Source organism: Nocardioides szechwanensis, assembly GCF_900103935.1.
Classification (GTDB): domain Bacteria; phylum Actinomycetota; class Actinomycetes; order Propionibacteriales; family Nocardioidaceae; genus Nocardioides; species Nocardioides szechwanensis.
Window position 1 is genome coordinate 19,997 of record NZ_FNIC01000001.1, and the last position, 26,653, is coordinate 46,649.

General features: G+C 71.4%; 28 protein-coding genes and 1 pseudogene. 15 read left to right on the forward strand and 14 right to left on the reverse strand.

The genetic code is table 11. The features are described 5' to 3' along the window. Positions 1 to 53 precede the first annotated feature (53 nt). A complete protein-coding gene (locus BLR90_RS00100; RefSeq protein ID WP_091021464.1) occupies positions 54 to 1,259 on the forward strand; it encodes a kynureninase in 1,206 nt (401 codons plus the stop codon). On the opposite strand, the gene BLR90_RS00105 is transcribed toward BLR90_RS00100, so the two are convergent. The 3 genes and pseudogenes from BLR90_RS00105 to BLR90_RS21735 form a co-directional block, all read right to left on the reverse strand. After that, entirely contained in the window at positions 1,256 to 1,597 is a 342-nt protein-coding gene (locus tag BLR90_RS00105) for a UBP-type zinc finger domain-containing protein (RefSeq protein ID WP_091021466.1), read from the reverse strand. The genes BLR90_RS00100 and BLR90_RS00105 overlap by 4 nt on opposite strands. Before the next feature lie 9 nt (positions 1,598 to 1,606). Continuing rightward, positions 1,607 to 1,861 (reverse strand): Pr6Pr family membrane protein, encoded by a 255-nt coding sequence (locus BLR90_RS00110; RefSeq protein WP_143016063.1) that lies wholly within the window; start codon positions 1,859 to 1,861, stop codon positions 1,607 to 1,609. A 16-nt stretch (positions 1,862 to 1,877) separates the two neighbouring features. Then, a pseudogene (locus BLR90_RS21735) lies at positions 1,878 to 2,255 on the reverse strand (Pr6Pr family membrane protein); the annotation flags it as partial. Between the two features lie 31 nt (positions 2,256 to 2,286). On the opposite strand from BLR90_RS21735, the gene BLR90_RS00120 reads away from it, so the two are divergent. The 6 genes from BLR90_RS00120 to ilvC all read left to right on the forward strand — a co-directional run bounded on the left by BLR90_RS00120 (position 2,287) and on the right by ilvC (position 7,616). Continuing rightward, the gene (locus tag BLR90_RS00120) at positions 2,287 to 2,868 is read left to right on the forward strand and encodes a GNAT family N-acetyltransferase (RefSeq protein ID WP_091021471.1); all 582 of its coding nucleotides are present in this window, start codon (positions 2,287 to 2,289) and stop codon (positions 2,866 to 2,868) included. Positions 2,869 to 2,881: 13 nt separating this feature from the next. Beyond that, positions 2,882 to 3,298, forward strand: coding sequence for a VOC family protein (locus BLR90_RS00125; RefSeq protein ID WP_091023090.1), 417 nt, complete (start codon positions 2,882 to 2,884; stop codon positions 3,296 to 3,298). Next, a complete protein-coding gene (locus BLR90_RS00130; protein WP_091021473.1) occupies positions 3,295 to 3,993 on the forward strand; it encodes a 4a-hydroxytetrahydrobiopterin dehydratase in 699 nt (232 codons plus the stop codon). The genes BLR90_RS00125 and BLR90_RS00130 overlap by 4 nt, the downstream gene beginning before the upstream one ends. Before the next feature lie 258 nt (positions 3,994 to 4,251). Further along, positions 4,252 to 5,991, forward strand: a complete 1,740-nt coding sequence (locus BLR90_RS00135; protein WP_091021475.1) for an acetolactate synthase large subunit — start codon at positions 4,252 to 4,254, stop codon at positions 5,989 to 5,991. After that, a complete protein-coding gene (gene ilvN, locus BLR90_RS00140) occupies positions 5,991 to 6,530 on the forward strand; it encodes an acetolactate synthase small subunit (RefSeq protein ID WP_091021477.1) in 540 nt (179 codons plus the stop codon). Before BLR90_RS00135 ends, ilvN begins: the two co-directional genes overlap by 1 nt. A gap of 57 nt (positions 6,531 to 6,587) precedes the next feature. Continuing rightward, positions 6,588 to 7,616, forward strand: a complete 1,029-nt coding sequence (ilvC, locus tag BLR90_RS00145) for a ketol-acid reductoisomerase (protein ID WP_091021480.1) — start codon at positions 6,588 to 6,590, stop codon at positions 7,614 to 7,616. 73 nt (positions 7,617 to 7,689) lie between these two features. Here the strand turns inward: ilvC and BLR90_RS00150 are convergent, their stop codons facing one another. Then, positions 7,690 to 8,508, reverse strand: a complete 819-nt coding sequence (locus BLR90_RS00150) for an ABC transporter permease (protein ID WP_091021482.1) — start codon at positions 8,506 to 8,508, stop codon at positions 7,690 to 7,692. Next, positions 8,505 to 9,404 (reverse strand): ABC transporter ATP-binding protein, encoded by a 900-nt coding sequence (locus BLR90_RS00155; RefSeq protein ID WP_091021484.1) that lies wholly within the window; start codon positions 9,402 to 9,404, stop codon positions 8,505 to 8,507. Before BLR90_RS00155 ends, BLR90_RS00150 begins: the two co-directional genes overlap by 4 nt. A gap of 140 nt (positions 9,405 to 9,544) precedes the next feature. Here BLR90_RS00155 and BLR90_RS00160 point away from each other — a divergent pair, with 140 nt between their 5' ends. The 4 genes from BLR90_RS00160 to efeB all read left to right on the forward strand — a co-directional run bounded on the left by BLR90_RS00160 (position 9,545) and on the right by efeB (position 13,641). Further along, the gene (locus tag BLR90_RS00160; RefSeq protein WP_091021486.1) at positions 9,545 to 10,258 is read left to right on the forward strand and encodes a DsbA family oxidoreductase; all 714 of its coding nucleotides are present in this window, start codon (positions 9,545 to 9,547) and stop codon (positions 10,256 to 10,258) included. 64 nt (positions 10,259 to 10,322) lie between these two features. Continuing rightward, positions 10,323 to 11,201: an iron uptake transporter permease EfeU gene (gene efeU / locus BLR90_RS00165; protein ID WP_091021488.1), complete on the forward strand. Its 879-nt coding sequence runs from the start codon at positions 10,323 to 10,325 to the stop codon at positions 11,199 to 11,201. Continuing rightward, the gene (efeO, locus tag BLR90_RS00170; RefSeq protein ID WP_218029331.1) at positions 11,198 to 12,376 is read left to right on the forward strand and encodes an iron uptake system protein EfeO; all 1,179 of its coding nucleotides are present in this window, start codon (positions 11,198 to 11,200) and stop codon (positions 12,374 to 12,376) included. The genes efeU and efeO overlap by 4 nt, the downstream gene beginning before the upstream one ends. Before the next feature lie 2 nt (positions 12,377 to 12,378). Then, positions 12,379 to 13,641, forward strand: coding sequence for an iron uptake transporter deferrochelatase/peroxidase subunit (gene efeB / locus BLR90_RS00175; RefSeq protein WP_091021490.1), 1,263 nt, complete (start codon positions 12,379 to 12,381; stop codon positions 13,639 to 13,641). Here the strand turns inward: efeB and BLR90_RS00180 are convergent. Together BLR90_RS00180 and BLR90_RS00185 are read right to left on the reverse strand one after the other, a co-directional pair. After that, positions 13,623 to 14,450: a DinB family protein gene (locus BLR90_RS00180; RefSeq protein WP_091021492.1), complete on the reverse strand. Its 828-nt coding sequence runs from the start codon at positions 14,448 to 14,450 to the stop codon at positions 13,623 to 13,625. The genes efeB and BLR90_RS00180 overlap by 19 nt on opposite strands. Before the next feature lie 38 nt (positions 14,451 to 14,488). Next, a complete protein-coding gene (locus tag BLR90_RS00185) occupies positions 14,489 to 15,727 on the reverse strand; it encodes an MFS transporter (RefSeq protein WP_091021494.1) in 1,239 nt (412 codons plus the stop codon). A gap of 81 nt (positions 15,728 to 15,808) precedes the next feature. On the opposite strand from BLR90_RS00185, the gene BLR90_RS00190 reads away from it, so the two are divergent. Continuing rightward, positions 15,809 to 16,729 carry a LysR family transcriptional regulator gene (locus BLR90_RS00190; RefSeq protein WP_091021496.1) on the forward strand — a complete coding sequence of 307 codons (921 nt, stop codon included), beginning with the start codon at positions 15,809 to 15,811 and terminating at the stop codon, positions 16,727 to 16,729. On the opposite strand, the gene BLR90_RS00195 is transcribed toward BLR90_RS00190, so the two are convergent. Next, positions 16,726 to 17,145 carry a DUF418 domain-containing protein gene (locus BLR90_RS00195; RefSeq protein WP_245715067.1) on the reverse strand — a complete coding sequence of 140 codons (420 nt, stop codon included), beginning with the start codon at positions 17,143 to 17,145 and terminating at the stop codon, positions 16,726 to 16,728. The genes BLR90_RS00190 and BLR90_RS00195 overlap by 4 nt on opposite strands. Then, positions 17,118 to 17,405 carry a DUF418 domain-containing protein gene (locus tag BLR90_RS21350; protein WP_245715068.1) on the reverse strand — a complete coding sequence of 96 codons (288 nt, stop codon included), beginning with the start codon at positions 17,403 to 17,405 and terminating at the stop codon, positions 17,118 to 17,120. The genes BLR90_RS00195 and BLR90_RS21350 overlap by 28 nt, the downstream gene beginning before the upstream one ends. A gap of 210 nt (positions 17,406 to 17,615) precedes the next feature. Here BLR90_RS21350 and BLR90_RS00200 point away from each other — a divergent pair, with 210 nt between their 5' ends. Together BLR90_RS00200 and BLR90_RS00205 are read left to right on the forward strand one after the other, a co-directional pair. Further along, positions 17,616 to 18,917, forward strand: a complete 1,302-nt coding sequence (locus tag BLR90_RS00200; protein WP_091021498.1) for an HNH endonuclease — start codon at positions 17,616 to 17,618, stop codon at positions 18,915 to 18,917. 233 nt (positions 18,918 to 19,150) lie between these two features. After that, complete coding sequence (locus BLR90_RS00205; RefSeq protein WP_170254233.1) at positions 19,151 to 19,789, forward strand: SHOCT domain-containing protein; 639 nt, start codon at positions 19,151 to 19,153, stop codon at positions 19,787 to 19,789. Positions 19,790 to 19,892: 103 nt separating this feature from the next. Here the strand turns inward: BLR90_RS00205 and BLR90_RS00210 are convergent, their stop codons facing one another. The 4 genes from BLR90_RS00210 to BLR90_RS00225 form a co-directional block, all read right to left on the reverse strand. Beyond that, entirely contained in the window at positions 19,893 to 21,224 is a 1,332-nt protein-coding gene (locus tag BLR90_RS00210; protein WP_091021502.1) for an NTP transferase domain-containing protein, read from the reverse strand. 159 nt (positions 21,225 to 21,383) lie between these two features. Beyond that, on the reverse strand, positions 21,384 to 21,995 hold the full coding sequence (locus BLR90_RS00215) for a DUF1294 domain-containing protein (protein ID WP_091021504.1): 612 nt from the start codon (positions 21,993 to 21,995) through the stop codon (positions 21,384 to 21,386). A 170-nt stretch (positions 21,996 to 22,165) separates the two neighbouring features. Next, the gene (locus BLR90_RS00220; RefSeq protein WP_091023094.1) at positions 22,166 to 22,666 is read right to left on the reverse strand and encodes a GNAT family N-acetyltransferase; all 501 of its coding nucleotides are present in this window, start codon (positions 22,664 to 22,666) and stop codon (positions 22,166 to 22,168) included. Between the two features lie 5 nt (positions 22,667 to 22,671). Next, positions 22,672 to 23,367, reverse strand: coding sequence for an ATP-binding cassette domain-containing protein (locus BLR90_RS00225; protein ID WP_091021506.1), 696 nt, complete (start codon positions 23,365 to 23,367; stop codon positions 22,672 to 22,674). Positions 23,368 to 23,606: 239 nt separating this feature from the next. Between BLR90_RS00225 and serA the strand changes: the two genes are divergently transcribed. Then, positions 23,607 to 25,193: a phosphoglycerate dehydrogenase gene (gene serA, locus BLR90_RS00230; RefSeq protein WP_091021508.1), complete on the forward strand. Its 1,587-nt coding sequence runs from the start codon at positions 23,607 to 23,609 to the stop codon at positions 25,191 to 25,193. A gap of 10 nt (positions 25,194 to 25,203) precedes the next feature. Here serA and yczR read toward each other — a convergent pair whose 3' ends face one another. After that, positions 25,204 to 26,649, reverse strand: coding sequence for a MocR-like transcription factor YczR (gene yczR / locus BLR90_RS00235; protein WP_091021510.1), 1,446 nt, complete (start codon positions 26,647 to 26,649; stop codon positions 25,204 to 25,206). Positions 26,650 to 26,653: the final 4 nt, after the last annotated feature.

A 26,653-nucleotide genomic window follows, 5' to 3' on the forward strand; every position in this document is an offset into this window, starting at 1 on the left:
CACAGCGGGGTCGGGCGGATACGGTCACGACATCACCTCCCGACAGGAGCCCCGTGTCCCCCTCTGACGACCCCGACGCCCGCGACCCGCTGGCGCCCTTCCGCGACCTCTTCGTGGGCTCCGAGCAGCCCCTCGTCTACTTCGACGGCAACTCCCTGGGCCGTCCGTTGCGGGCGACCGGCCCCCGGCTCGCGGAGTTCGTCGAGGGCGAGTGGGGCGGCCGGCTGATCCGCGGCTGGGACGAGCGCTGGTTCGACCTCCCCGAGGTGATCGGCGACGACCTGGGCCGGGTCGTGCTCGGGGCGGGGCCCGGCCAGACCGTGGTCGGCGACTCCACCACCGTGCTGCTCTACAAGGCGATGCGGGGCGCGGTCGCGGCCCGCCCCGGGCGGACCGAGATCGTGCTCGACCGTGACAACTTCCCGACCGACCGCTACGTCGCCGACGGTGTCGCGCGCGAGTGCGGGCTGACGCTGCGCTGGATCGAGGTCGACACCGCCGGCGGCGTCGAGGCCGACCTGCTGGCCGAGGCGGTCGGGCCGCAGACGGCGCTGGTGCTGCTCAGCCACGTCGCCTACCGGTCGGCTCACCTGGCCGACGCCCGGGAGCTGACCCGGATCGCCCACGACGCGGGCGCGCTGGTCCTGTGGGACCTCAGCCACTCCGTGGGCTCGGTCCCGGTCGAGCTCGACGCCTGGGACGTCGACCTCGCCGTCGGCTGCACCTACAAGTACCTCAACGGCGGCCCCGGGGCGCCGGCGTTCGTCTACGTCGCCGAGCGGCTCCTCGACGAGGTGACCCAGCCGGTCCAGGGCTGGATGGGCGCCACCGACCCCTTCCTCATGGGCCCGGACTACCGGCCCGCTGCCGGCGTACGGCGGATGCTCAGCGGCACCCCGCCGGTGATCGGGATGCTGGCGATGCAGGACATGCTCTGCCTGCTCGAGAAGGCCGGCATGGACGCCGTACGCGCCAAGTCGGTCGCGCTCACCGAGCACGCCATCGCGTTGGCCGACTCGCGGCTGCCCGGCGTCTCCGTGGCCTCGCCGCGCGAGCCGTCGCGCCGGGGCGGCCACGTCACGCTCAACCACCCCGCGATGCGCGAGGTGACCGCTGCGCTGTGGGCGCAGGACGTCATCCCCGACTACCGCGACCCGCACGGCCTGCGGCTGGGGCTCTCGCCACTCTCCACCTCGTTCGCCGAGGTGGAGTCCGGGCTGGAGAGCGTCCGGGTCACGCTGGAGCGTCTGACCGCCTAGTGCACGTGGTCCTGCCAGTCGGCCGGGACGCGCCCCTCGGGACCGGGGACGGGCTGGTCGTCGGGGTGGGACTGCGGCGGGGCGAGCGGCTGGCCGGCCACCCCGGTCTCGCGGGTGTAGTCCCAGAACCAGTCCTCGCCGGGCTCGAAGCTGGTGATCACCGGGTGGCCGCTCTCGCGGAAGTGGGCGGTGGCGTGCTGGGCGGGAGAGCTGTCACAGCAGCCGATGTGGCCGCACTGCGCACAGCGCCGCAGGTGAACCCACCAGCCGCCGCCGGGGTCGCACTCGACGCAACCGGTGCCGCTGGGAGGGACGGTGGGGTCGATGCCGGCGGTCATGTGACGACGCTAGTCGTCGGGTGGAGACACGGGCGAGCGTCGGTCCACCCACCACTGGACGGCGAGCACGACGACGAACAGCGCGGTGATCCCCACGGCCGCCAGCGCGACGCTGTCGGCGCCCTTCTCGGCCGGGTCCAGGAACGGGTAGGGATACCAGCCGCTGGCCGCCCCGACGGTCAGCGTCAGCGCCAGCCACGCGAGTGGCCAGCCCAGGGTCGCCACCACGACCCCGCCGGTCATCCGCGGGCGTGGGCCGAACATCAGCCAGCCAGCCGGCCACGGCCAGGGCCGGCACGACCAGGTGGAGCATCTTGTCCGCGACGTTGCTCCAGCCGTCCAGGTCGAGCAACGGCCGCAGCAGCACGAAGTGCACCAGCCCGGTCACCGTGATCCCCGCGACCGAGGCCGCCCGCACGACCCGCCACGTCTCGCCGTCGCGGTCGGGACGACGCGTCAGCTGCACGGTCGTCACGAGGACCAACAGGTTGCTCTGGACGGTGAAGTAGGCGACGAAGCGCGCCAGCCGGATGCCGAGCGTCGGCGAGTCGGTCTCCGCCAGCACCGAGGCGCCGTCGACGACGAGGACCAGCTGGAGCAGGAGCGCCAGGAACGCGATGGCCGCGGTGACGGCATGCCAGCCGCGAGCCGTCTTCATCCGCGCACCCTAGAACGCCTACGGTCGGTACGTGCCCGATCTCACCGCGTTCGACCAACCCGTCGGCGACCTGGTGCCCGGCTGGGGTCCGCGGCAGCCGACCGACCCGCCGGCCGACGTCGCGGCCATGGAGGCGATGGTCGAGGCGACGCTCTCCGCCCCCGGCATGGAGACGATGGTGCTGCGTCCTCTGGGCGGGACGGCCGCTGGGCTGGCGTCGTTCATGCGGATCGACCCGGGCTTCGGCCAGGTCGAGGTCGCCGGCGTGCTTTACGCGCGGTCGCTACAGCGCACCCGGGCCGCCACCGAGGCCATCCACCTGCTGGCGCGGCACGTCTTCGAGACGCTGGGCTACCGCCGCTTCGAGTGGAAGTGCGACAGCCTCAACGAGGCCTCACGGCGCGCGGCCCGGCGGCTCGGCTTCACCTACGAGGGCCGCTTCCGGCAGCACATGGTCATCAAGGGCCGCAACCGCGACACCGACTGGTTCTCGATCACCGACGGCGAGTGGCCCGCCGTACGCGCTGCCCACGAGCAGTGGCTCGACCCCGCCAACTTCGACGAGGACGGGCGGCAGCGATCATCCCTGAGTGAGGCTGTCGGTGGGCTGTGACAGGGTCGCCGGCATGGACCAGCGGATCAGCTTCGTGACCCTCGCGGTCGCCGACCTCGACGCCTCGCGGACGTTCTACCTCGACGGGCTCGGGTGGACGGCCGCCCTGGACGTGCCGGGGGAGGTGCTGATGATCCAGGCCGGCGAGCACCTCGTGCTGTCGCTGTGGGACGTCACCGAGTTCGAGGCCGAGGTCGGCACCATCGTCCGCGGCACCGGCGTCGCGCCGTTCGCGCTGGCCCACAACGTGCCCACCAGGGCCGACGTCGACGCGGTCCTCGCGACCGCCCGCGCCGCCGGTGCCGACCCAGTCAACGACGCCTTCGAGCGGGAGTGGGGCGGCTACAGCGGTTACTTCGGCGACCCCGACGGGTATCGGTGGGAGATCGCCTTCAACCCCGGACCGATAGGACAGGTGGTGCTCCCATGAGCGATGACCAGAGCGATGACCAGAGCGACGACCCGAAGCGGACGCTGAGCGGGCACGACCTGGAGGCGCTGCTGCTGGCCGACTGGCGGATCCTCTTCTCCTCCCTGCACGCGCGCTTCGAGACCGGCGACTTCGCGACCGGGCTCCGGCTGGTCGACGGGATCGGCGCTGCCGCCGACGAGCTCGACCACCACCCCGACATCGACCTGACCTACCCGAGCGTGACGGTGCGGCTCACCAGCCACGACGTGGGCGGCGTGACCAGCCGCGACGTCGAGCTCGCCCGCCGGATCAGCGACCTGGCCGGCAGTCTCGGCGCCAAGGCCGACCCGGGCTCGGTCTCCGTGGTCGAGCTGGGGCTCGACACCTGGGGCCACGAGGAGATCAAGCCTTTCTGGGCGGCGCTGCTGGGCTACGAGCCCTCCGACACCTACGAGCAGGAGCTCAACGACGCGTCGGGCACCCGCCCGACGATCTGGTTCCAGGAGACCGACCGCCACGAGACGCCGCGCCAGCGCTGGCACCTCGACATCCGGGTCCCGCCCGAGGTCGCCGAGCAGCGGGTCCGCGACGCGATCGGGGCCGGCGGCACGCTGGTCAGCGACGAGCGGGCGCCGACGTTCTGGGTGCTGGCCGACCCGCAGGGCAACCAGGCCTGCGTCACCACCTGGCTGGGCCGGAGCCACACCGCCTGACTCGCTGCGCTCGTAGTCCCGGCCGCATGGTGGGACCGCCGTCCCGCATCCTGGGACGCCTGTCACACTTGCATGACGGCACGAGACCCGCGGCGCTACGGTTGGCCCATGCTTCACGACCTTCTTGTACGCACTGGACGCGCCAGCTGATCTCCGACCAGCCAGCGCGTCCACCCCTCGTTGCCCAGGCAACCGAGGGGTTTTTTGTTGGGCCACTCCCGGTAGCTAGTGCCGGACCAGACGAAGGATGACCACCAGATGAGCGAGCAGCTCACAGGCGCACAGAGCCTGATCAAGTCACTGGAAGCAGCGGGCGCCGAGAACATCTTCGGCATCCCGGGCGGCGCGATCCTCCCCGCCTACGACCCGCTCATGGACTCCTCGATCCGGCACATCCTCGTACGCCACGAGCAGGGCGCGGGTCACGCGGCCCAGGGGTACGCCGCGGCCACCGGCAAGGTGGGCGTCTGCATGGCGACCTCCGGCCCGGGTGCGACCAACCTGGTGACGCCGATCGCCGACGCCCACATGGACTCCGTGCCGATGGTGGCCGTCACCGGGCAGGTCGGCGCCGCCTCGATCGGCACCGACGCCTTCCAGGAGGCCGACATCCGCGGCATCACGATGCCGATCACCAAGCACAACTTCCTGGTCACCGACCCCGCCGACATCCCGCGCACGGTCGCCGAGGCGTTCTACATCGCCTCCACCGGCCGACCGGGTCCGGTGCTGGTCGACGTCGCCAAGTCGGCGCTCCAGGCGATGACGACGTACGAGTGGCCCTCCGAGCTGCACCTGCCCGGCTACCGCCCCGTCACCCGTCCGCACGCCAAGCAGATCCGCGAGGCCGCCCGGCTGATCCTCGAGTCGCGCCGTCCGGTGCTCTACGTCGGCGGCGGCACCATCCGCTCCGGCGCACACCGCGAGCTCAAGGTCCTGGCCGAGCTGACCGGCATGCCGGTCGTCACCACACTGATGGCTCGCGGTGCGTTCCCCGACAGCCACCCGCAGCACCTCGGCATGCCCGGCATGCACGGCACCGTCGCCGCGGTCGCCGGCCTCCAGCGCAGCGACCTGATCATCAGCCTCGGCGCCCGCTTCGACGACCGCGTCACCGGCAACCTCGACTCGTTCGCGCCGGGCGCCAAGGTCATCCACGCCGACATCGACCCGGCCGAGATCGGCAAGAACCGGCACGCCGACGTCCCGATCGTGGGCGACGTGCGCGAGGTGCTCGGCGACCTGATCGTCGCGCTGCAGACCGAGGCCGACGCCGGCCACTCCGGCGACTACGAGGCCTGGGTGGAGTTCCTGGCCGGGGTCAAGACCAAGTACGCCCTCGGCTACGACACCCCGGCCACCGGGCTGGCGCCGCAGTACGTCATCGAGCGGCTCGGCGCCATCTCCGGCGAGGACACGATCTACACCGCGGGCGTCGGCCAGCACCAGATGTGGGCGGCCCAGTTCGTGAAGTACGAGAAGCCCATGACCTGGATCAACTCCGGCGGCCTCGGGACCATGGGCTTCGCCGTGCCCGCCGCGATGGGCGCCAAGGTCGGCTGCCCCGACCAGACGGTCTGGGCGATCGACGGCGACGGCTGCTTCCAGATGACCAACCAGGAGCTCGCCACCTGCGCGATCAACGACATCCCGATCAAGGTCGCGATCATCAACAACGAGTCGCTCGGCATGGTCCGCCAGTGGCAGACGCTCTTCTACAACGAGCGCTACTCCAACACCGACCTGCACTCGAAGCGGATCCCCGACTTCGTCAAGCTCGCCGAGGCCTACGGCTGCGTCGGGCTCGCCTGCGAGGACCCTGCCGACGTCGACGCCACCATCCGCAAGGCGATGGAGATCAACGACGTGCCCGTGGTCGTGGACTTCCGCGTCCACCGCGACGCGATGGTGTGGCCGATGGTCGCCGCCGGCACCAGCAACGACGACATCAAGTACGCCCGTGACCTGGCGCCCGACTTCGAGGAGGACGACCTCTGATGACCTCTCATACCCTGAGCGTGCTGGTCGAGAACAAGCCCGGCGTCCTCGCCCGCATCGCCGGCCTCTTCAGCCGACGCGGCTACAACATCGACTCGCTCGCGGTCGGTCCGACCGAGCACCCCGAGGTCTCGCGGATGACGATCGTGGTCAACGTCGACGAGTCCCCGCTGGAGCAGGTCACCAAGCAGCTCAACAAGCTGGTCGAGGTGATCAAGATCGTCGAGCTCGACCCGCAGGCCTCGGTCAACCGTGAGCTGGTCCTGGTCAAGGTCGCGGCCACCGCCGAGACCCGCGGCCAGGTGCTCGACACCGTCCAGCTGTTCCGCGCCAAGGTGATTGACGTCGCCAGCGACGCGGTCACCATCCAGCTGGTCGGCAACTCCGCCAAGATCGGCGACTTCCTGCGCGTGCTCGAGCCCTTCGGGGTGCGCGAGCTCGTGCAGTCCGGCCAGGTCGCCATCGGCCGCGGCTCCCGGTCCATCTCCGAGCGCAGCCTGCGCCCGGTCGTCGTGCCGGCCCCGCCCGCCGTGGGCTGACCGACGTACCTCTTGTACTTACCCTTTAGTTGAACCCACCAGAAGGAGAAGCCCGACGTGGCTGAGATGTTCTACGACGATGACGCCGACCTGTCCCTGATCCAGGGCAAGAACGTGGCGGTGATCGGCTACGGCAGCCAGGGCCACGCCCACGCGCTCTCGCTGCGCGACTCGGGCGTCGACGTCCGCGTCGGCCTCCAGCCGGGCTCGAAGAGCCGGGCCAAGGCCGAGGCCGAGGGCCTGCGCGTCGTGACCCCCGCCGAGGCGGCGGAGGAGTCCGACGTCATCGTGATCCTCGCGCCCGACCAGCACCAGCGGAAGCTCTACGCCGAGGAGATCGCACCCCACCTCGCCGAGGGCGACACCCTGGTCTTCGGTCACGGCTTCAACATCCGCTTCGGCTACATCACCCCGCCCGAGGGCGTCGACGTCTTCATGGTCGCGCCCAAGGGTCCCGGCCACCTCGTGCGTCGTGAGTACGTCGACGGCCGCGGCGTCCCCGTCCTGGTCGCCGTCGAGAAGGACGCCTCCGGCACCGCGTGGCCGCTGGCCCTGTCCTACGCCAAGGGCATCGGTGGCCTGCGCGCCGGCGGCATCAAGACCACGTTCACCGAGGAGACCGAGACCGATCTGTTCGGCGAGCAGGCCGTGCTCTGCGGCGGCGCCTCGCAGCTGGTCATGTACGGCTTCGAGGTCCTGACCGAGGCCGGCTACCAGCCCGAGGTCGCCTACTTCGAGTGCCTCCACGAGCTGAAGCTGATCGTCGACCTCATGTATGAGGGCGGCATCGCCAAGCAGCGCTGGTCGGTCTCCGACACCGCCGAGTTCGGTGACTACGTCTCCGGCCCGCGCGTGATCACGCCCGACGTGAAGAAGAACATGCAGGACGTCCTCGCCGACATCAAGAGCGGCGCGTTCGCCGAGCGCTTCATCACCGACATGGACAACGGCTCCCCGGAGTTCACGAAGTTCCGTGAGCAGGGCGAGTCCCACCCGATCGAGAAGACCGGCCGCGAGCTCCGCAAGCTCATGGCCTGGGTGAAGTCGCACGACTCCGACTACGTCGAGGGCACCTCCGCCCGCTGAGACGCCGAATACACGTTGACCCGCCCGAAACTTTCGGGCGGGTCAACGTGTTTTTCGGTGAGTTTCGGGCGGGTCACTTCACCTCGGAGCGCATCACCAGGCCGAGGCCGACGGCGAGGGGGATGACCAGCCAGAGGGTGCCGGCGGTGGCGAGCTGGGCCCAGGCCTCGCCGGACATCTCGCCCTCGAAGAGCGCGCCCTGGGCGAAGTTGAAGTCGATCCACAGCTGGATGTCCTCGAACCACTGCTGGCTGGAGGCGAGCAGCAGCGAGAGCGTGGGCAGCAGGAACGAGTAGACGAAGTAGCCCACGATCGCGCCGGGGGAGTTGCGGATCAGCACCCCGAGCATGAAACCGATCAGCATGCCGAGCACGTTGGCCAGGATGATGTAGGAGAACTCGACCGCCGAGACGTTCCAGATCGTGTCGGTCCCGGTGATGGCGGTGCCGAGGATGTTGCCGAGGGCGCCGATCACGCCGGCGACGAACATGGAGACCACACCCACCCCGACCGCGACGAGGAGCTTGGCGGTGATGACGCGCTCGCGGTGCGGCACCAGCGTGAACGTGGTGAGGCCGGTGCGTTGGCTCCACTCACCGGTGACGGCCAGGATCGCGACCATCGGCAGGATGACGGCGATCGGGAAGCCGATCGCGGTCGCGAACGTCTCGTAGGTGAGCTCGTCGTTCGGCGCGAAGAGAATCACCGCACCGGTGGCGAGCAGGGCGGTGATGCCGATGCTGGCCATCAGCCAGAAGCCGGAGCGGGTGTCGAACATCTTGCGCAGCTCGACCCCGGCCACCCGGGCGAGCGGGATGGGCGCGTGGACGGGCCGGGCGGTGTCGGCCGGTCGGTCGACGGCGGTGGTGGTCTCGATCGTGACGGCACTCATGCCGCTACTCCTTCTCGTTGGGTGTCTGCGGTGAGCTCGAGGAACATCTCCTCGAGCCCGGCGCCGTCGGCGGCGCGGAGCTCGGTGAGGGCGACGCCGGCCGCGAGGGCGACCTTGCCGATGGTGGAGGCGTCGGCGTCGGTACGCAGCGCACCGTCGGCGTACGGCGTGCCGCTGTGGCCGGCGGCGTCGAGGGCCCGGACCAGGCCCGGGAGGTCGTCGCTTCGTACGACGGTCCCGGCGGCCTCGAGCAGCTCGGACTTGGTGCCCTGGGCGACGATCCGGCCGTTGCCGATGACCACGAGGTCGTCGGCGATGACCTCGATCTCGTGCAGCAGGTGCGAGGACAGCAGAACGGTGCCGCCGCGGTTGGCGTAGCCGCGCAGCAGGTCGCGCATCCAGCGGATGCCGGCGGGGTCGAGCCCGTTGGCGGGCTCGTCGAGGATCAGGACGTGGGGGTCGCCGATCAGGGCGGTGGCGATACCGAGCCGCTGCCGCATGCCGAGCGAGTAGTTGCGGACCCGGCGGTTTGCCTCGTTGTCGGTCAGGCTGACCCGCTCGAGCATCGCGTCGACGCTGCCCTTAGGGAGCCCCATGGTGCGCTGGGCGATGGTGAGGATCTCGCGGCCGGTGCGGCCGGCGTGCTGGGCCGACGCGTCGAGCAGCACCCCGACCTCGCGGCCCGGGTTGGGCAGGTCGGCGAAGCGGCGCCCGTCAATGAGGGCGGAGCCGGACGTGGGCGGCGTGAGGCCGACCATCACCCGCATGGTGGTGGACTTGCCGGCGCCGTTGGGGCCGAGGAAGCCGGTGACGCGCCCGGTGCGCGCCTCGAAGGTGACGTTGTCGACGGCGGTGAAGTCGCCGTACTTCCTGGTGAGTGAGTCGATGGTGATCATGCGAGAAGCCTCGCGGCCAGGGGCACCTCCCCACATCGGGGAACGCTCTGACCTGCCCCCGGACCGGACCCCCACCCCGACCCCGAGACGGCCTCAGGGTTGCGCCGGAACAGACCACCGGCCGAGCGTGTTCAACCGGCATGCGCATCGAGATCTGGTCCGACGTCGTCTGCCCGTGGTGCTACATCGGCAAGCGCCGTCTGGAGACCGCCCTGGGCACCTTCGAGCACGCCGACGAGGTCGAGGTGGTCTACCGCTCCTTCGAGCTCGACCCCTCGGCTCCGCACCACGGGCACGAGCGCACGCTGACCACGCTGGCCCGCAAGTACGGCAGCAGCGAGGCCGAGATGCGCCAGCGGATGGAGGGCGTGGTCGCGACCGCGGCGGAGGAGGGGCTGGCGTTCCGGCTCTTCGACAACGTCCACACCAACACCATCGACGCGCACCGCCTGCTCCACCTCGCCCTCGAGACCGGCGGCCCCGCGCAGCAGCGCGAGCTCAAGGAGAGCCTGCTGGCGGCGTACTTCGTGCGCGCCGAGGACGTCGGCGACCACGCCGTGCTCCGCCGGGCCGGCGTCGCGGCCGGCCTCGACCCGCAGCGCGTCGACGCCGTGCTGGCCTCCGACGAGTACGCCGACGCCGTCGCCGCCGACATCGCGCAGGCCCGCGCCTACGGCGCTACGGGAGTGCCGTTCTTCGTCATCGACGCGCGCTACGGCATCTCCGGCGCCCAGCCGGCCGCGGCCTTCACCCAGGTGCTCGAGCAGGCCTGGTCGGAGTCGCACCCCGTGCTCCAGACGGTGCGCGGGGACGCCGGTGGTGAGGTCTGCGGGCCCGACGGGTGCCCGATTTGAGCGGCCGTCCCGACCGGCGACTTTGGTTAGGCATACCTAATCTGACGCGGTAGCATGCCCGCTTGTGCTGGCGAACTACCTGATCGGGCTCCGTGAGGGGCTGGAGGCTGCCCTCGTGGTCAGCATCCTGGTGGCCTACCTGGTCAAGTCCGAGCGTCGGCACCTGCTGCCGCGGATCTGGATGGGCGTCGCCCTGGCGGTCCTGCTCAGCGTCGCGATCACGCTCGGCCTGGGTCTTCAGTCCCGTCAGTTCACGTTCGAGACCCAGGAGCTGATCGGCGGCACCCTGTCCCTGGTCGCCGTGGTGTTCGTGACCTGGATGATCTTCTGGATGGCCGGCGCCGCCCGGACCATCGGCTCTGAGCTGCGCGGCCGGATCGACCTCGCCGCCGAAGGGCGCTCCTGGTCGTTGGTCGTCGTGGCGTTCCTCGCGGTCGGGCGCGAAGGTCTCGAGACCGCGCTGATCCTCTGGACCAACACGCAGGCGGCGATCGGCCGCGACCTGGCGCCCACGGCCCAGCAGACCGGGGAGCCGCTGCTGGCGGCGCTCGCGGGCATCGTCACCGCGGTGGTGCTCGGCTACCTCCTCTACCGCGGCGCGATCTCGATCAACCTCACGAAGTTCTTCACCTGGACCGGTGCCTTCCTGATCGTGGTGGCCGCGGGCGTGCTCGCCTACGGCGTCCACGACCTCCAGGAGGCGGCGTTCCTGCCCGGGCTCAACACCCTCGCCTTCGATGTCTCGGGCACGATCCCGCCGGGCTCCTGGTACGGCACCTTGCTGAAGGGGATCTTCAACTTCTCGCCCGCCAGCACGGTGCTCGAGACCGTCGCCTGGGTGGCATACGTCGTCCCGGTGTCCTACCTGTTCTTCCGCATGACCAGGCGCCGCTCGGCTGCCTCACCCCGTTCCGCTGCCGTCCCTGAAGGAAGTAACACGTGAAGCGACTCTCCTGGCTCGCCGCCGCCCTGCTCGTGGCGGCGCCCGCCCTCGCCGCCTGTGGCACCGAGAGCACCAAGCCGTCGGGTGACAGCGGTGGCGACGACGCCCGGGCCCTGACGGTCGCATCGTCCGACGACGCATGCGAGGTGTCGGCCACCGAGGCGCCGGCCGGGACGATCAGCTTCGACGTGACCAACACCGGCTCGCAGGTCACGGAGTTCTACCTGCTCGCCGAGGACGGCCTGCGGATCGTGGCCGAGGTCGAGAACATCGGGCCCAACATCACCCGCGCGCTCACCGCCAGCGTGCCCGCCGGCACCTACGTCACCGCGTGCAAGCCGGGCATGACCGGCGACGGCATCCGCGCGGAGTTCACCGTGACCGAGTCCGACGAGGAGGTCGAGGTCAGCGCCGACGAGCAGGAGCTCGTCACCCAGGCGCAGGACAACTACGCCGCCTACGTCCAGGACCAGTCCGACCAGCTGCTGGTCAAGACCCGCGAGTTCGTCGAGCTCTACAAGGCCGGCGACCAGGACGACGAGGCCCGGGCGCTCTACGCCGACGCCCGCACCCACTGGGAGCGCATCGAGACCGTCGCCGAGTCGTTCGGCGACCTCGACCCGAAGATGGACGCCCGCGAGGCCGACCTCGAGCCGGGCCAGAAGTGGACCGGCTGGCACCTCATCGAGAAGGACCTGTGGCCCGCCCGCGCCGGCAAGTACAAGTCGCTGACCGCCCAGGAGCGGGCGACGTACGCCGACGACCTGCTCGCCAACACCGAGACCCTCGACGGCCGGATCCAGGAGCTCACGTTCACCGTCGACCAGATCGCCAACGGCTCGCGCGGCCTGCTCGAAGAGGTCGCGACCGGCAAGGTCACCGGCGAGGAGGAGTACTGGTCGCGCACCGACCTGTGGGACTTCCAGGCCAACGTCGACGGTGCCAAGGTCGGCTTCGACGGCGTCAAGCCGCTGCTGGAGCAGAAGGACCCCGAGCTGGCCACCGAGCTCGAGAGCCGCTTCGACGAGCTGCAGGAGCTCCTCGACGCCCAGCGCACCGACGAGGGCTTCCGCTACTACGACGAGCTGAGCGGTGACGAGATCAAGGCCCTGTCCGACGCGGTCAACGCCCTGTCCGAGCCGTTGTCGCGCCTGACGGCCGCGGTGCTGTCCTGACCATGACTCCTCGAGTCTCCCGACGCGGGCTCCTCGGCGGCGGCGTGGCCGCCGCCGGGGCGGCCGGCGCGTTCGCGGCCGGCCGGGCGACCGCCGACCCCGGGGCGGGCCCCGTGGCGTCGCGCGCCGCGGCGTACGACTTCCGCGGGCCGCACCAGGCCGGCATCGTCACCCCCGCCCAGGACCGGCTGCACTTCGCGGCGTTCGACGTCACCACCGACTCGCGCGAGGAGCTGGTCACGCTCCTCCAGGCGTGGACGGTGGCGGCCGAGCGGATGACGAAGGGGCACGGCGCGGGTGAGATCGGCCCGGTCGAGGGGTCGCTCGACCTCCCGCCCGACGACACGGGCGAGGCGATCGGGCTGCCGGCCAGCGGCCTGACGATCACGTTCGGCTTCGGGCCTGGCCTGTTCCGCGACGAGCAGGGTCGCGACCGGTTCGGCCTGGCCGAGCGGCAGCCCGAGGCGCTCCAGACGCTCCCGCACTTCCCGGCCGACAACCTCGACCCGGCGCGGTCCTACGGCGACCTCTGCATCCAGGCCTGCGCCGACGACCCGCAGGTCGCGGTCCACGCCATCCGCAACCTGGTCCGGATCGGCTTTGGCACGGTCGCGGTGCGGTGGTCGCAGCTCGGCTTCGGGCGTACGTCGTCCACCTCGACCTCGCAGGACACCCCGCGCAACCTGTTCGGCTTCAAGGACGGCACGGCCAACGTGAAGGCCGAGGAGGGCGACGTCCTCGAGCAGCACGTGTGGGTCGGCGAGGGTGACGACGCGCGTGGTGGCTGGCTGGCCGGTGGCTCCTACCTCGTCACCCGCCGGATCAACATGACCATCGAGGTCTGGGACCGCCAGCCGCTCGGTGACCAGGAGGCGTTCGTCGGCCGGACCAAGGGCAGTGGCGCGCCGCTGTCGGGCGGCGAGGAGTTCTCCTCGCCCGACTTCGAGATGCCCGGCCGCAGCGGCCCGATCATCGCCGCCGACGCGCACGTCCGCGTCGTCCACCCCGAGCAGCACGGCGGCGCCAAGATGCTGCGCCGCGGCTACAACTTCGTCGACGGCAGCGACGCCCTCGGCGGGCTCAACGCCGGGCTGTTCTTCATCGCCTACGTGCGCGACCCGCGCACCGGCTTCATCCCGATCCAGAACGCCATGGCCAAGAGCGACGCGCTCATGGAGTACCTCAAGGTCACCGGCTCCGCGCTGTTCGCCGTACCCCCGGGTGTGCAGCCGGGGGAGTGGGTCGGTCAGTCGCTCTTCGCCTGAGCCTCCCTGCTCTTGGCCTCGAGGACGGCGAGGTCGCGCTCGGCGTAGAGCCGGTGCTCCCACTCCTCGTTGAGGATGATCCGCAGGCACTGCTTGACCGGGAAGCTCTGCGGCGGCGGCCACCCGCCGCCCTCGACGGGCACGGTGTCGGCCGCGAGAGCCTCGTCGGTGAGGTCGTCGAGATAGCGGAGGACGGCGTCGCGGCGGCCCTCGCGCAGCTCGAGTGCCTCGTCGAGCGACGGGCGGGCCTCGCGGTCGCGGGGGATGCCCGGGGTGTCGGGCATCTGGTCCCACGGCAGCTCGAGCGGGTGCCACGGCGACGGGTTGCCGAGGATCGCGCGGGTGAGCCAGGCGTCGGTGGCGAAGGCGAGGTGGCGCAGGGTCTCGATGAACGACCACTCGCCGTCGACCGACTCGTGCAGCTGGGCCGGGTCGAGGCGCCGGGCGCGCTCGACGGTCTCGCCCCAGAGCCGGTCGAGGAGCACCCAGGCCTCCCGGAAGCCGTCGGCGTCGTCAGGGCGCATCTGCGCGCGCCCTGGATGGCGCCGGTCGAGCTCGGCCTCGACGTAGGGCGCGACCTCGACGCCGTTGACGGTGAGCTTGATGACCTCGCCCACGATGTCGAGGTCGACGATCTCGACGCCGTGCATCCGGACCCCGATCAGGTCGGTGCCCCGGATCGTCATGTCGTACATCTCCGAGTCGATCAGCTCGACGTGCTCGAGATGGACGCGCTCGAAGCGCGTGTTGGTCAGGTCGACCCGCTCGAAGCGGGAGCCGCCCAGGTCTTGGTCCGCGAAGTCAGCCATGCCGCGACGCTAGCGGCGTACGCCGACAGCCGAAAGACTCACCGGACGGAGGGCTCCAGGAGCGTCGGCGTGTGCCGCAGCCGTTGGGCGAGCAGCGCGGTCATCACCAGGAGCGCGGTCGACAGGGCCACGACACCCGGCCACCCGGCGACGGTCCAGGCGCGGCCGCCCAGGCTGCCGAAGACCGACGAGCCCAGGTAGTAGGTGAACAGGTAGAGCGACGCGGCCTGGCCGCTGCTGACGCCGCCGGCGTGCGCGCGGGCGGGCACCCAGCCGCTGGCGACGCCGTGGACGGCGAAGAAGCCCACGGTCAGCAGCGCGAGGCCGGCGAGGACCAGGGGCAGGTATGACGGCAGTGTGAGCACCACGCCGACCACGGCCGCCGCACACCCGACCGGTAGCACCGCGCGCCGCCCGTAGCGGTCCGCCCCGCGCCCCGACAGCGTTGAGCTGACGGTGCCCAGGGGGTAGACCAGGAAGACCAGGCTGGCCGCACCAAGGCCGAGGTGGAACGGCGCGCCGGTCAGCCGGAACCCCAGGGTGTTGAAGACCGCGACGAGGGAGCCGACCGAGCACCCGCCGACGGCGTACAGCGCGAGGAGGCCGGGGTCCGAGACGGCCCGACGCCCCATCCGGAGCAGCGCGCCGGCGCCGGTGGGTGCCGGCCGGAAGCGCTGCGACGGGGGCAGGGCCAGGCGGACGACGAGCGCGCAGCCGAGGCCGAGGAGGGCGGTCGCGGCGAGGCCCCAGCGCCAGCCCGCCAGGTCGCCGACCGGGCCGGCGACGAGCCGGCCCGCCATGCCGCCGAGCGCCGTACCGCCGATGTAGAGGCCGGCGACGCGCGCGTGGCTCGAGGGGTGCATCTCCTCACGCAGGTACGCCGTGGCGACCGCGGGCAGCCCGGCCAGCGCGACACCTTGGAGCAGTCGCAGTCCTAGGAGGGCCGACCACGAGGGAGCGAGCGCGCAGGCGAGGCCCACCACCGCGGACGCGGTCAGGGAGAGGTGGATGAGCCGGGTCCGGCCGACAACGTCGGACCACGGGCCGGCGACCAGGAGAGCCGCGCCGAGCCCGAGCGTGGTGAGCGAGAGCGACAGGGTGCTCTGCGCGGATGAGACCCCGAACTCCGTCGCGAGCTCGGGCAGCAGCGCCTGGGTGCTGTAGAGGAGCGCGAACGTCGCCACCCCGGCCGCGACGAGGGCGGCGACCACGCGGCGGTACTCGGGGGTGCCGGGCAGGTGTCCCTCGCCGAGCGCCCGTTCCGCGGTAGTGGTCACCAGGAGAAGATGCGCCACCGGCAGCGATACGTCCAATGTTGATACTGGGCGATCTGTATGCAGAATACGTATGATAGGAGCGTGCTGATCCGTGACCTGTCCTGGCTGCTCGCGCTGGCCGACCACGAGCACGTCACGGGCGCGGCGGCGGCGCTGCGCACGAGCCAGCCGACGCTGTCGCGGTCGCTGGCGAGGGTGGAGGCCGAGCTCGGCGCCCGGCTCTTCGAGCGGGCGTCCGACGGGATCCACCCGAACCCCGCCGGCGAGCTGGTGCTGGCCGGCGCGCGCGAGCTGGTGGCGCGCTACGACCAGCTGCTGGCCGACCTCGCGGGAGTCCTCGACCCGGAGACGGGCGTGGTCCGCCTCGCGTTCCTGGACAGCATGGCGACCTCGCTCGTCCCGGGGCTGCTGCGGTCGTTCCACGAGCACGCGCCGCGGATGAGGGTCGTGCTGCGCCAGGAGCCTGCCCACGAGATCCGCGCCGACCTCGAGACCGGCGCCGCCGAGCTCGCGATCACCTCGGAGCGGCCTCCCGGCGGCTACGGCTGGCACCCGCTCCAGGAGGACCGGCTGGTGCTCGTCGTACCGCCGACCCACCCACTCAGCAGGCGCAAGCGGATCAGCCTCACCGAGCTCGCGGACGAGGAGCTCGTCACGACGCCGGTCGGCTTCGGCTACCGGTCCCTCATCGACGGTCTGCTGCGCGACGCGGGCATCGCGCCCCGGGTCTCGTTCGAGAGCCAGGACCTCGCCACGATCGAGGGCCTGGTCGCCGCGGGGCTCGGGGTGGCGCTCGTGCCCGAACAGTTCGCGGGTGTGTCGGGCACGGTGGGGGTGCGGCTCCAGGAGGACGCCGCCCGCCGGACCATCGGCCTCACCTGGCCCACCAGCCGCGAGCTGCCGCCGCCCGCCCTCCGCTTTTGCGACTTCGTGGTCGACGGAAAGTGGTCGGGCGCGACGTCGATCCCAGCCGTGCGCCGTTCGACCCGGACGCCGAGCTAGAGCTCGCCGTACGTCACCCCCCGGACCAGAACCTCGAATGGACCGCGCCGCCCGGTGCGGCGCATCCAGTCCGCCAGCACGACGGTGGCCAGCCAGGTCGCGGTCGCCAGCAGCGCGGTGGTGGTCACGCCGATCGGCTCGGAGAGGTCCAGCAGGAACGGCGTGAAGGCGACCATCCACACGACCGACTGGGCGAGGTAGCAGGTCATCGAGCGCTGACCGACCGCGGCGACCGCGTCGACCACCGGTTGCGTCCCGTTGAGCCGTACGGCGACCAGGGTGACGAGGGCGGCGTACCCGAAGCCGCCGAGGACGCCGCTCGCATCGTGGAGCGGACCCCACAGCTCCAGGGTCGACTGACCGGGTCGGTCGACCGCGCCGGCGAGCATCAGCGCGACCGGCTCGGCGCCGAGCACCGCCGCACGATCTGCGCGACGCCGTACCCGAACAGCAGCCCGAACATCGGGAACGCCCGGCCGTCGACGAACGTCGAGATCGCCCAGGTCGCGGCGTCGTCGAGCCGCGACCCGTCCATCGGGAAGCCGCCCATCGGCGTCTCGCCGCGCAGGAAGTAGTGCGAGTTGGCCAGCGCGATGAAGAGCAGCATGAAACCGCGCGCGAGGTCGGGGCCCAGCGCGCGCTCCGAGAGGGCGGTGGGGCGGGCGTCGCTGGTCACGCGACCAGTCAAGGGCGGCGCGGGCCCCGGCACATCGGGCCTTGGTCGTGGCCGTGCAGACCAAGGTCTGGGTCTCCATGGGCAGAAGACCCGCGGCGTGGGACCACCGACACGCCAGTTTGCTTCCACAGCTCCGCCCTGCGGCGGCTTCCTCCACCGCCCTGATGCCTCACCTCGACGTCGTCGGCCATCCGGCCTAGTGTCGAACGCATGTTCGAGACGCTCCTCACCCGGATCCGCGAGGCGAAGACCGCCCTCGCGGAAGACCCGAGCGACCTCTCGGACGCCCAGCTTATCGACCTTCTCCGGGAGGCCGAGGAGCTCAAGTGCAGCGCCGCCGCAGCCCAGGCCGCCGCCGCCGTCCGGCTCGACGAGTCCCAGCGTGCGGCCCAGGTCGCGGCCGGGCTCCGCCCGGAGCGGGTGGGCGAGGGCATTGCCGAGCAGATCGGCCTGGCCCGCCGTGAGTCGGCCAGCAAGGGCGCCCGGCTGCTCGGGCTCGCCAAGGTCCTCGAGCGGGAGATGCCGCACACGCTGGCCCTGATGCGCGTGGGCCGGCTCAACGAGTGGCGGGCCACCATCCTCGCCCGCGAGACCGCCTGCCTGCCGCTCGCCGACCGCCTCGCCGTCGACGAGCGCCTGTGCGCGGAGGGAGAGGCGGCAACCATGAGCGACCTCGGCCTCGAGCGTGCGGCCAAGGCGCTCGCCTGCGAGCTCGACCCCGCCTCGGTCACCGAGCGAGCCCGCCGAGCCGAGTCCGAGCGCCACGTCTCCATCCGGCCGGCGCCCGACACCATGTGCTGGGTCACCGCTCTGCTGCCGGTCAAGCAGGCCGTCAGCGTCTACGCCGTCCTCCTCGCCGCGGCCGCCGCGGCTTGCGCCCAGGGCGACGAGCGGAGCAAGGGTCAGGTCATGGCCGACACACTGGTCGAGCGCGTCACCGGCCTTCCGGCCGATGCCGCACCCCGGGTCGAGGTCAAGCTCGTGATGACCGACCGGGCGTTCTTCGGCACCGGCGACGACGCCGTCCACGTCACGGGCTACGGACCCGTTCCCGCCCCGTGGGCCCGGGCGTTCGTCAAGGACGCCACGCTCGCCACCCGGTTGTGGGTCCGCCGCCTCTACGTGAACCCGACCACCGGCCAGCTGGTCTCCATGGACTCGCGCTCCCGGCTCGCCCCCGCCGCCCTGGCCGACTTCGTCGCCACCCGCGACCAGGACCTGTGCCGCACCCCCTGGTGCGGCGCCCCCATCCGCGAGACCGACCACGTCACCGCATGGGACGACGGCGGCCCGACCACCGCGGCCAACACCCAGGGCCTCTGCCAGCGCTGCAACCTCGCCAAGCAGGCCCCCGGCTGGACCGCCACCACCGTCCCCGACCCACACGGCCGGCACACCGTCGTGACCATCACCCCCACCGGCCACCGACATCGCTCCCGCGCGCCCGCTCCACCCGGCGCCGCCCATATGACCCCGTCACCCGGGTTGGCCAGGTTCGAACTCACCGTTTGAGGGTGAACTCCTCATCGGTCGGAATGCCGACCCGTGAACGGTGGCGGTTCACTGGCGGTGGAACGAGCTTGGTGGATCAGCATCCCGGGAGAATCAATCCTCGTCACCGGGGGTGTCGTTCGCCTCTGCGAACAGCGAATCGACCCGGCCGCGTCCGCGCAACGCTCCCCGTCGTCTGTATCCGCGGAAGTCGGCTATCGGTCGGTCAGTCGGGCGTGTCTTACAGTCCTCGCATGGCGCTTTACCAGGAGTTGACGGGTCAGGGGCGCGTCATCGGTGGACACCTCGCCGGGGGCATCGTGCACTCCGGGGGGACAACTGCGTTCTCTAAGAACGGGGACCTGTCGATCCAGCACCCCTCCAACCCGTTCAAGCGGCACAGGATCAACGCCGAGACTGTCAGCGAGTGGGAGGAGGTCGATGCCAGGGATGGTGCCGTCGGCATCATCGGTCAGGCAGCGGCAATGGCTGCGCTTCCGGGGAGGGTTGGCAAGGCCGTTGGAGCTGGGGTGGGTGCAGCCTTCAACTCGGGCCACACTGTGCGTGTCACGTGGGTCGGCGGCAAGCAGTCGATCATCGGGTTCCCTGAGAAACAGTTCATGGTCTTATCCATCTTGCTGAAGGACCTTCAAGTCACTACCGAACTGTCTGCGAAGCCGGAAGTGGACGTGCCTCCCGGTCTAGCCGAGAAGATTGCTGGCTTCGCGTCTTCTGCCTTACCGAGGGGCAAGCAGAAGTCGGGAACCGTGGAGGATGCGCCTGTCCCGGATGCAGCCGAACGGATCGCGAAACTGGCCTCGCTCCACGCCCAAGGCATCCTCACCGACGCGGAGTTCACGGACAAGAAGGCCGAGCTCCTGAAGCGCCTTTAGCTGGTCGCGACCGTGTGTCGCCCAGAGCGCGTCGGCATGCCCGGGCGATAGGCCGCCGATAGATGCATGTTGATATCCGCCATTGAGGTCGGCTTGGCGGGTCTCAGGTGTGCATCGCGCGCAGGAGCAGCACCACGCCGCGCGCTGTGTCGAGGTTGGCCGCGACGGCGATGACCGCCAGCCCCACCAGCGGTAGGCCGCTGACCGCCGCCAGGGCGAAGAGCAGCAACCGGACTTCGCGCCGGAAGAGCAACCGCACGTCGGTGTCTCGGCCGACCGCGTGGATGTAGGGGATCAGCAGGCAGCCGCACCCGGCGGCGAACCCCCAGGCCCAGGCGGTCTCCGTGTGGCCGGCGCCGATGACCAGGCCGACCACCACGGCGAGGTCGGCATAGCGGTCCAGCAGTGTGTCCAGTGCGGCGCCGCGGCGCGAGGCCCGGCCGCTCACTCGCGCGAGCTCGCCGTCGACGCCGTCGAGGGCGGAGCCGAGCAGGACGCCGAGCCCGCCCGCGACCATCGCCCACCGGTCCCCGACCGCGATCAAGCCGGACGCGAGGAGCGTGGTGGCGAAGGCCAGCACCGTGGCCGCGTGCGGGCTGAGCCCGGTCCGCAGCAGCTGGCGGGTCAAGGGCCCCGAGATCCGCCGGTTGACGGTCCGGGCGATGATCTGGTCGGTCGGCTTGGGCCCGTACCGGTGCCACATCACCCGCTCCAGGGCCCGCACTCCCTCAGGCGTGTCGACGGCCGCCCAGAGACCGTGGAAGTCGCAGGTGGTCACCTCGAAGCCGTGGTCGAGCATCCGCCGCCGTACGGCAGACCACGGCATCGCCGGTGCGTCGGCGGTCGCGGCCAGGACGTCGGCGACGTGCACGCAGCTGAGGCCGGCGTCGACCGCGGCGTACTCCTTCAGGTCGGCCGCCAGCTCGAGCAGTCGGCCGTCGGCCGCGGTCCGCACCCGGACGGGGGGCACCCCTCCCAGGCCGCCCACCTGGCGCTGTGGGTCACGGTCGACGGCCAGTACGTTGCGGCCAGGCGCGGCCATCAGCTGGCGTACGTCGTCGGCCTCGAACACGTGGTCGCCCATGACGACCAGGCAACGGTCCTCGTCGACCTGCTGGAGCCCGGCCAGCACGGAGGTCGACGTGCCCTGCTGCCAGTCTGGGTTGACCACCAGCTCGACCGGGAGGCCGTGGGAGTGGATGGTCGCCGCCACGTCCTCGCTCCGGTAGCCGGCCACCACCACGATCCGGGTCACTCCCGCCTCGCGCAACACCTTGACCGTCCGGTCGAGCAGGGTCACGCCACCCACGCGTCGCAGCACCGTCGGCTGGAGCGAGCGGGACCGATGCTTCGCCTCCGCAGTCACCACGACCGCGCTCGTCGCCCGTGGCTGGGGATCGGTCTCCTGGGGATCGGTCTCCGGGCGGGGGTTCATGCCTCGCAGTATGTGTCAGGGTGCTCGTACGGACGTCGGGGGTCGGGTGCGGGGAGACCTCCTCGCCTCTGAAGCTCTGTCCGACGCCGTCCGGGATCGCTGCTGCGCGAATGGGCAGCGTGTCTTGTGACGTGCGAGGCGGTGGGGTGACCGCCCCTGTCAGGGCAGTGACAGAGGCGCCTCGTGCACGAACCATGCGAGTGCCACGCAGTTGGCGATGACCGTGAGCCAGAAGACAGTGCGGAACGGTTGCTTGGTCGTCTTGTGTCGGAAGACCCTTCGCGCAACCAGCGCACCCGGCCAGCCCCCGATGAGGGCGATCGTGTGGAGGGTGGACTCCGACGTGCGCCACCTGCCCTGCTCCGCAGCGGACTTGTCAGCGCCGTACATCAGGAACGCAACTCCGCTGAACAGGCCGAAAGCAGCCAACAGCGTGACGGGCAGCCCGTCCAGCACGACAAGGCCCACGAGGAGGATGAAGAACAGCAGCGCGGTAGCGATCGCCAGGGGTATCCCGCTGGACCCTGCACGTCTGGCCGATACGACGCCCAGGTATCGCACCTCCGATGCACGCGCCCGGTTGCGCTCGTCTCGCAGCTCGGCGTAGATGACTTCGCAACCGGTGACGGGCCGCGGGAAACGAGGGAACGCACTCACGTGCACGAACACCCGCGAGCCTCCAGCAACCGGCCTGATGAAGCCGAAGCCCCGGTCGTCGTTCCATTCGGCCAGAACCCCTTGCCGGCGCCCGACGGTGTCGTCTGAAGTCACGTCGTCGGCTCCTTGGCTGCGATATCGATAGGCTGGACAGTCTGGATCGCGGTACAGCTGGCTACCGACATCGGCGCAGCGAGTACCGGCTGATCGGTATTATGCGACGTTCGATATCGCCGCGGGTCGAACTCAGAGGAGGCGGTCGCACGCGGCGCAATGTAGCTGGACTAGGGCGCGAGGAACACCCGCGACGGTCCGTCGTACCAGAGGTCGGTGAGGCCGACGTCGCGCATACCGAGCCGCCGGGCGACGCGGATGGACGGCTCGTTGTCGGGGATCATGAGGGCGCGAATCTCCGGCAGCCCAGACGCAAGCCCGTGTGCGAGCACGGTGCGGGCGGCCTCGGAGGCGTAGCCGTGGCCGTGGGCGTCGGGGTGGAGCGTCCAGCCGATCTGGACGAGCCCGTCCGAGCTGGGGATCGGCACCAGGCACACCCAGCCGACGACCTCGCCGGTGTCGCGGACGTCGATCGCCCACTGCTTCAGCGGCGGCACCAGGTCCTGCCAGGAGCCGATCTTGGCGCGCGCCTCGTCGAGGTTCGTGAGCAGCACGGGCTGGGCGTCGTCGAGCCAGCGCACCACGTCGGCGCGGCTCAGGATGTCGAGCACCACGGGGGCGTCGTCGGGCGCCCAGTCACGCAGGACCAGCCGGTCGGTCTCGAGGGTCACGGGCGTCACTCTTCCAGCATCGCGAGGGTCCGGTCGACGCCGATGTCGTCGAGGAAGGCGATGTCGTGGCTGGCGACCAGGAGGGCGCCGCGGTAGGAGGAGAGCGCGGAGACCAGAGCGTCGTACGACGCGAAGTCGAGGTTGTTGGTCGGCTCGTCGAGGAGCAGGAGCTGGGGCGCCGGGTCGGCCAGGAGTACGGCGGCCAGGGTGGCGCGGAAGCGCGCGAGCCTGGCTCGCACCGCATTGGGGTCGGCGCCGGGCGCGGCCGCCGCGACGTTGGCGAAGACGCTGAGGTCGTCGTCGAGCAGGTCGAGCCGCTGGGCGAGCAGCCCGACGGGCACGTGCGTCACCGCAGCCCCGGAGCTCGGCGGGAGCACCCCGACCACCGTGTGCAGCAGCGTCGTCTTGCCGCTCCCGTTGGGGCCGGTGACCGCGATCCGGTCCGTACCGCGGACGTCGAGATCGACCCTGGCCCCGTGCGGAGGGCCAGCGCGTCGGTGGTCAGGACGGTGCGGCCGCGCGACACCTCGGTCCCGGGCAAGGGCGCCGGCGACGAGGCGTAGCAGCGTCGACTTGCCCGAGCCGTTGACGCCGACCAGGCCCGAGCGGCCGGGGCCGACGAGCAGGTCGAGCCCGTCGAAGACCGGGGTGCCGTCGGGCCAGGCGAAGCCGACGGAGGACAGGGAGGTGACAGCAGACATGCGAGCTCCTGAGGTGGGGGAGGGTCGCCGGGAGCACGCGTGGGCGCGGCTCGACCAGCGGGGGTGGGACGGACACCTCAGAGCTTCAAGTCGACCTGCTGTCGTCGGGGATCGGACGTCACCAGCGTAGGAGTCTCGCAAGAGCCGCGCGATTGATTTCCTCGTGTGACGGTCAGGTAACGTGGACCCGGCACAGCGTCGTGCGACCTCCCCTCCGCATCAACCCTGAGGACATCGCTGTGAGCAAGCCCGTCGTACTCATCGCCGAAGAGCTGAGCCCCGCCACCGTCGAGGCGCTCGGACCGGACTTCGAGATCCGCAGCTGCAACGGCGCCGACCGTGCCGAGCTGCTGCCCGCGATCGCTGACGTCGACGCGATCCTGGTCCGCTCCGCGACCAAGGTCGACGCCGAGGCCCTCGCCGCGGCCACGAAGCTGAAGGTCGTCGCTCGTGCCGGCGTCGGCCTCGACAACGTCGACGTGAAGGCCGCGACCCAGTCGGGCGTCATGGTCGTCAACGCGCCGACCTCCAACATCGTCAGCGCCGCCGAGCTCGCCGTCGCGCTGATGCTGGCCGCCGCGCGCCACGTCTCGCCGGCCCACGCCGCGCTGCGAAACGGCGAGTGGAAGCGCTCCAAGTACACCGGCATCGAGCTCTACGAGAAGACCGTCGGCATCGTCGGCCTCGGCCGGATCGGCGTGCTCGTCGCCCAGCGCCTGAGCGCCTTCGGCATGAACGTCATCGCCTACGACCCCTACGTGCAGGCCGGCCGCGCCGCCCAGATGGGCGTGCGCCTCGTCGACCTCGACACCCTCTTCGCCGAGGCCGACTTCATGTCGGTCCACCTGCCCAAGACCCCCGAGACGGTGGGCCTGATCGGCGCCGAGCAGTTCGCCAAGGCCAAGTCCTCGCTGGTGATCGTCAACGCCGCCCGAGGCGGCATCGTCGACGAGAGCGCGCTCTACGACGCCCTCAAGACCGGCCGCATCGCCGCCGCCGGCCTCGACGTCTTCGCCAAGGAGCCCTGCACCGATAGCCCGCTCTTCGAGCTCGAGAACGTCGTGGCCACGCCCCACCTCGGTGCGTCGACCGACGAGGCGCAGGAGAAGGCCGGCATCGCGGTCGCCAAGTCGGTGCGGCTCGCGCTGTCCGGCGAGCTCGTGCCCGACGCGGTCAACGTCCAGGGCGGGGTCATCGCCGAGGACGTCCGCCCCGGCATCCCGCTCACCGAGAAGCTCGGTCGCGTCTTCACCGCGCTGGCCGGCGAGGTCGCCCAGCAGATCGACGTCGAGGTGCGTGGCGAGATCACCGAGTTCGACGTGAAGGTGCTCGAGCTGGCGGCCCTCAAGGGCGTCTTCACCGACGTCGTCGAGGACCAGGTCTCCTACGTCAACGCTCCGCTGCTCGCTGCCGAGCGCGGCACCGCCGTGCGCCTGGTCGCCGACAGCGAGAGCCCCGACCACCGCAACCTGATCACCATCCGCGGCACCCTCGCCGACGGGTCGCAGATCTCGGTCAGCGGCACGCTGGTCGGGATCAACCAGAAGGAGCGCCTGGTCGAGGTCAACGGGTTCGAGATCGACATCGAGCCGACCAACCACCTCGCGTTCTTCACCTACAGCGACAAGCCCGGCATGGTCGGCACCGTCGGCCAGATCCTCGGTGACGCCCAGGTCAACATCGCCGGTATGCAGGTCGCCCGCGACACCAAGGGCGGCCAGGCCCTGGTGGCTCTGTCGGTCGACTCCGCGATCCCCTCCGACTCCCTGGTGGAGATCGAGACCGCCATCAGCGCCTCCTCGGTGCGCGCCGTCGACCTGACCTGAACGTCGCGGGTCAGGCGACCATGACCCGCGCGGAGGTACGGCGGGTGGATGCCTGACGGTCGCGTACGACGGACCAGGCACCCGCGAGCCGGGTCACGGCCTCCTCGAGCACCTCGGGGGGTCGGGTCCAGGGGATCCGCACGAACTGGTCGAGACCGCCCTCGGCCGCGAAGACCGGGCCGGGGGCGATGATCACGCCGTGGCGCTCGGCCTCGTCGGTGAGCGCGGTGCCCAGCGGGCGGGGCAGCTGGAGCCACAGGAACTGACCGCCGCCGGGCAGCCGGTAGCGCCACTCGGGCAGCCGCGCGGTCACCGCCGCGGCGAGCCGGTCGCGCTGCTCGCGCAGCCGGTCGCGCTGCTCCGTGACGACCGCGTCGCCCCGCGCAAGCAACCGGATCAGCACCAGCTGTTCCATCACCGGTGCCCCGAGGTCGAGCCCGACCCTGGCCTCGGTCAGCTGGTCCATCCGGCCCTCGGGAGCACGGACCCAGCCGAGGCGCAGGCCGCCCCAGAAGACCTTGCTCGCGCTGCCGATGGTGATCGTCTCGGGCGCGAACGACGCGAACGGCCGTGGCATCTCCTGCCCGTCGAGCGCCAGCGCCTGGTGCGCCTCGTCGACGACGGCGACCGTGCCCGCCCGCCGCAGCAGGGCGGCGTACTCCTCCCGCTGGGTCTCGGTCATCAGGTGACCGGTGGGGTTCTGGAAGTCCGGGATCAGGTAGGACAGCCGGGGTGAGCCCTGACGCAGGGCGGCGGCCACGGCCCCGAGATCCCAGCCGTCCGGGTCCACCGGGACGCCGGTCAGGCGCGCGCCGCTCTGGAGGATCGCCCTCGTGGCGTTGGGGTAGACCGGCGACTCGACCAGCACCCGGTCGCCCGGCCTGGTGAACGCCTGCGCCACGATCGCGGCCGCCGACAGCGCGCCGGGGGTCACCATGACCTGCTCGGGCGCGGTCGGCAGCCCGCGCTCCTCGTAGGTGCGGGCGATCGCGGCCTGGAGCTCCGGCAGGCCGGCGGGGAAGTAGCCGTGCCCGCCGAAGTACGCCGGCAGCTCGGCCGCCGCCTCGGCGTAGGCCGCGGCGACGCCCGGGGGAGCGGACGCGGCCGCGCAGTTGAGGTCGATCGCCTCGTGGTCGCCGTCGCGGGGCATCAGGGCGCGGTCGTGCGCGCGGGCCCGGCCGCCCGGCACCCGGGTGAAGGTGCCCGAGCCCTGCCGCGCCTCGGCGTAGCCGCTGTCGCGCAGGGCGGCGTAGGCCCGGGTCACGGTGGTGCGGGAGACGCCGAGCGCCTCGGTGAGCTCGCGCTCGCTGGGCAGCCGGGCGCCCAGGCCGATCCGCCCGTCCCCGATCAGCAGGGTCAGCGCGTCGGCCAGGCCGGCGTAGGCGGGGCTGCGGTCGAAGTCGCCGACCAGAGCGGCGGTGCGGCCGGCCGAGACGGCGGAGGTGGACGTGCTCATGCAG

What these genes read in the sequence shown, in the direction of transcription:
- BLR90_RS00105 (WP_091021466.1), bottom strand. Translation starts at nt 1,597, where the DNA reads ATGACCGCCGGCATCGACCCCACCGTCCCTCCCAGCGGCACCGGTTGC.
- BLR90_RS00110 (WP_143016063.1), bottom strand. Translation starts at nt 1,861, where the DNA reads ATGTTCGGCCCACGCCCGCGGATGACCGGCGGGGTCGTGGTGGCGACC.
- BLR90_RS00125 (WP_091023090.1), top strand. Translation starts at nt 2,882, where the DNA reads ATGGACCAGCGGATCAGCTTCGTGACCCTCGCGGTCGCCGACCTCGAC.
- BLR90_RS00130 (WP_091021473.1), top strand. Translation starts at nt 3,295, where the DNA reads ATGAGCGATGACCAGAGCGATGACCAGAGCGACGACCCGAAGCGGACG.
- BLR90_RS00135 (WP_091021475.1), top strand. Translation starts at nt 4,252, where the DNA reads ATGAGCGAGCAGCTCACAGGCGCACAGAGCCTGATCAAGTCACTGGAA.
- ilvN (WP_091021477.1), top strand. Translation starts at nt 5,991, where the DNA reads ATGACCTCTCATACCCTGAGCGTGCTGGTCGAGAACAAGCCCGGCGTC.
- BLR90_RS00150 (WP_091021482.1), bottom strand. Translation starts at nt 8,508, where the DNA reads ATGAGTGCCGTCACGATCGAGACCACCACCGCCGTCGACCGACCGGCC.
- BLR90_RS00155 (WP_091021484.1), bottom strand. Translation starts at nt 9,404, where the DNA reads ATGATCACCATCGACTCACTCACCAGGAAGTACGGCGACTTCACCGCC.
- BLR90_RS00160 (WP_091021486.1), top strand. Translation starts at nt 9,545, where the DNA reads ATGCGCATCGAGATCTGGTCCGACGTCGTCTGCCCGTGGTGCTACATC.
- efeB (WP_091021490.1), top strand. Translation starts at nt 12,379, where the DNA reads ATGACTCCTCGAGTCTCCCGACGCGGGCTCCTCGGCGGCGGCGTGGCC.
- BLR90_RS00180 (WP_091021492.1), bottom strand. Translation starts at nt 14,450, where the DNA reads ATGGCTGACTTCGCGGACCAAGACCTGGGCGGCTCCCGCTTCGAGCGG.
- BLR90_RS00200 (WP_091021498.1), top strand. Translation starts at nt 17,616, where the DNA reads ATGTTCGAGACGCTCCTCACCCGGATCCGCGAGGCGAAGACCGCCCTC.
- BLR90_RS00205 (WP_170254233.1), top strand. Translation starts at nt 19,151, where the DNA reads ATGGCGCTTTACCAGGAGTTGACGGGTCAGGGGCGCGTCATCGGTGGA.
- BLR90_RS00210 (WP_091021502.1), bottom strand. Translation starts at nt 21,224, where the DNA reads ATGAACCCCCGCCCGGAGACCGATCCCCAGGAGACCGATCCCCAGCCA.
- BLR90_RS00225 (WP_091021506.1), bottom strand. Translation starts at nt 23,367, where the DNA reads ATGTCTGCTGTCACCTCCCTGTCCTCCGTCGGCTTCGCCTGGCCCGAC.
- yczR (WP_091021510.1), bottom strand. Translation starts at nt 26,649, where the DNA reads ATGAGCACGTCCACCTCCGCCGTCTCGGCCGGCCGCACCGCCGCTCTG.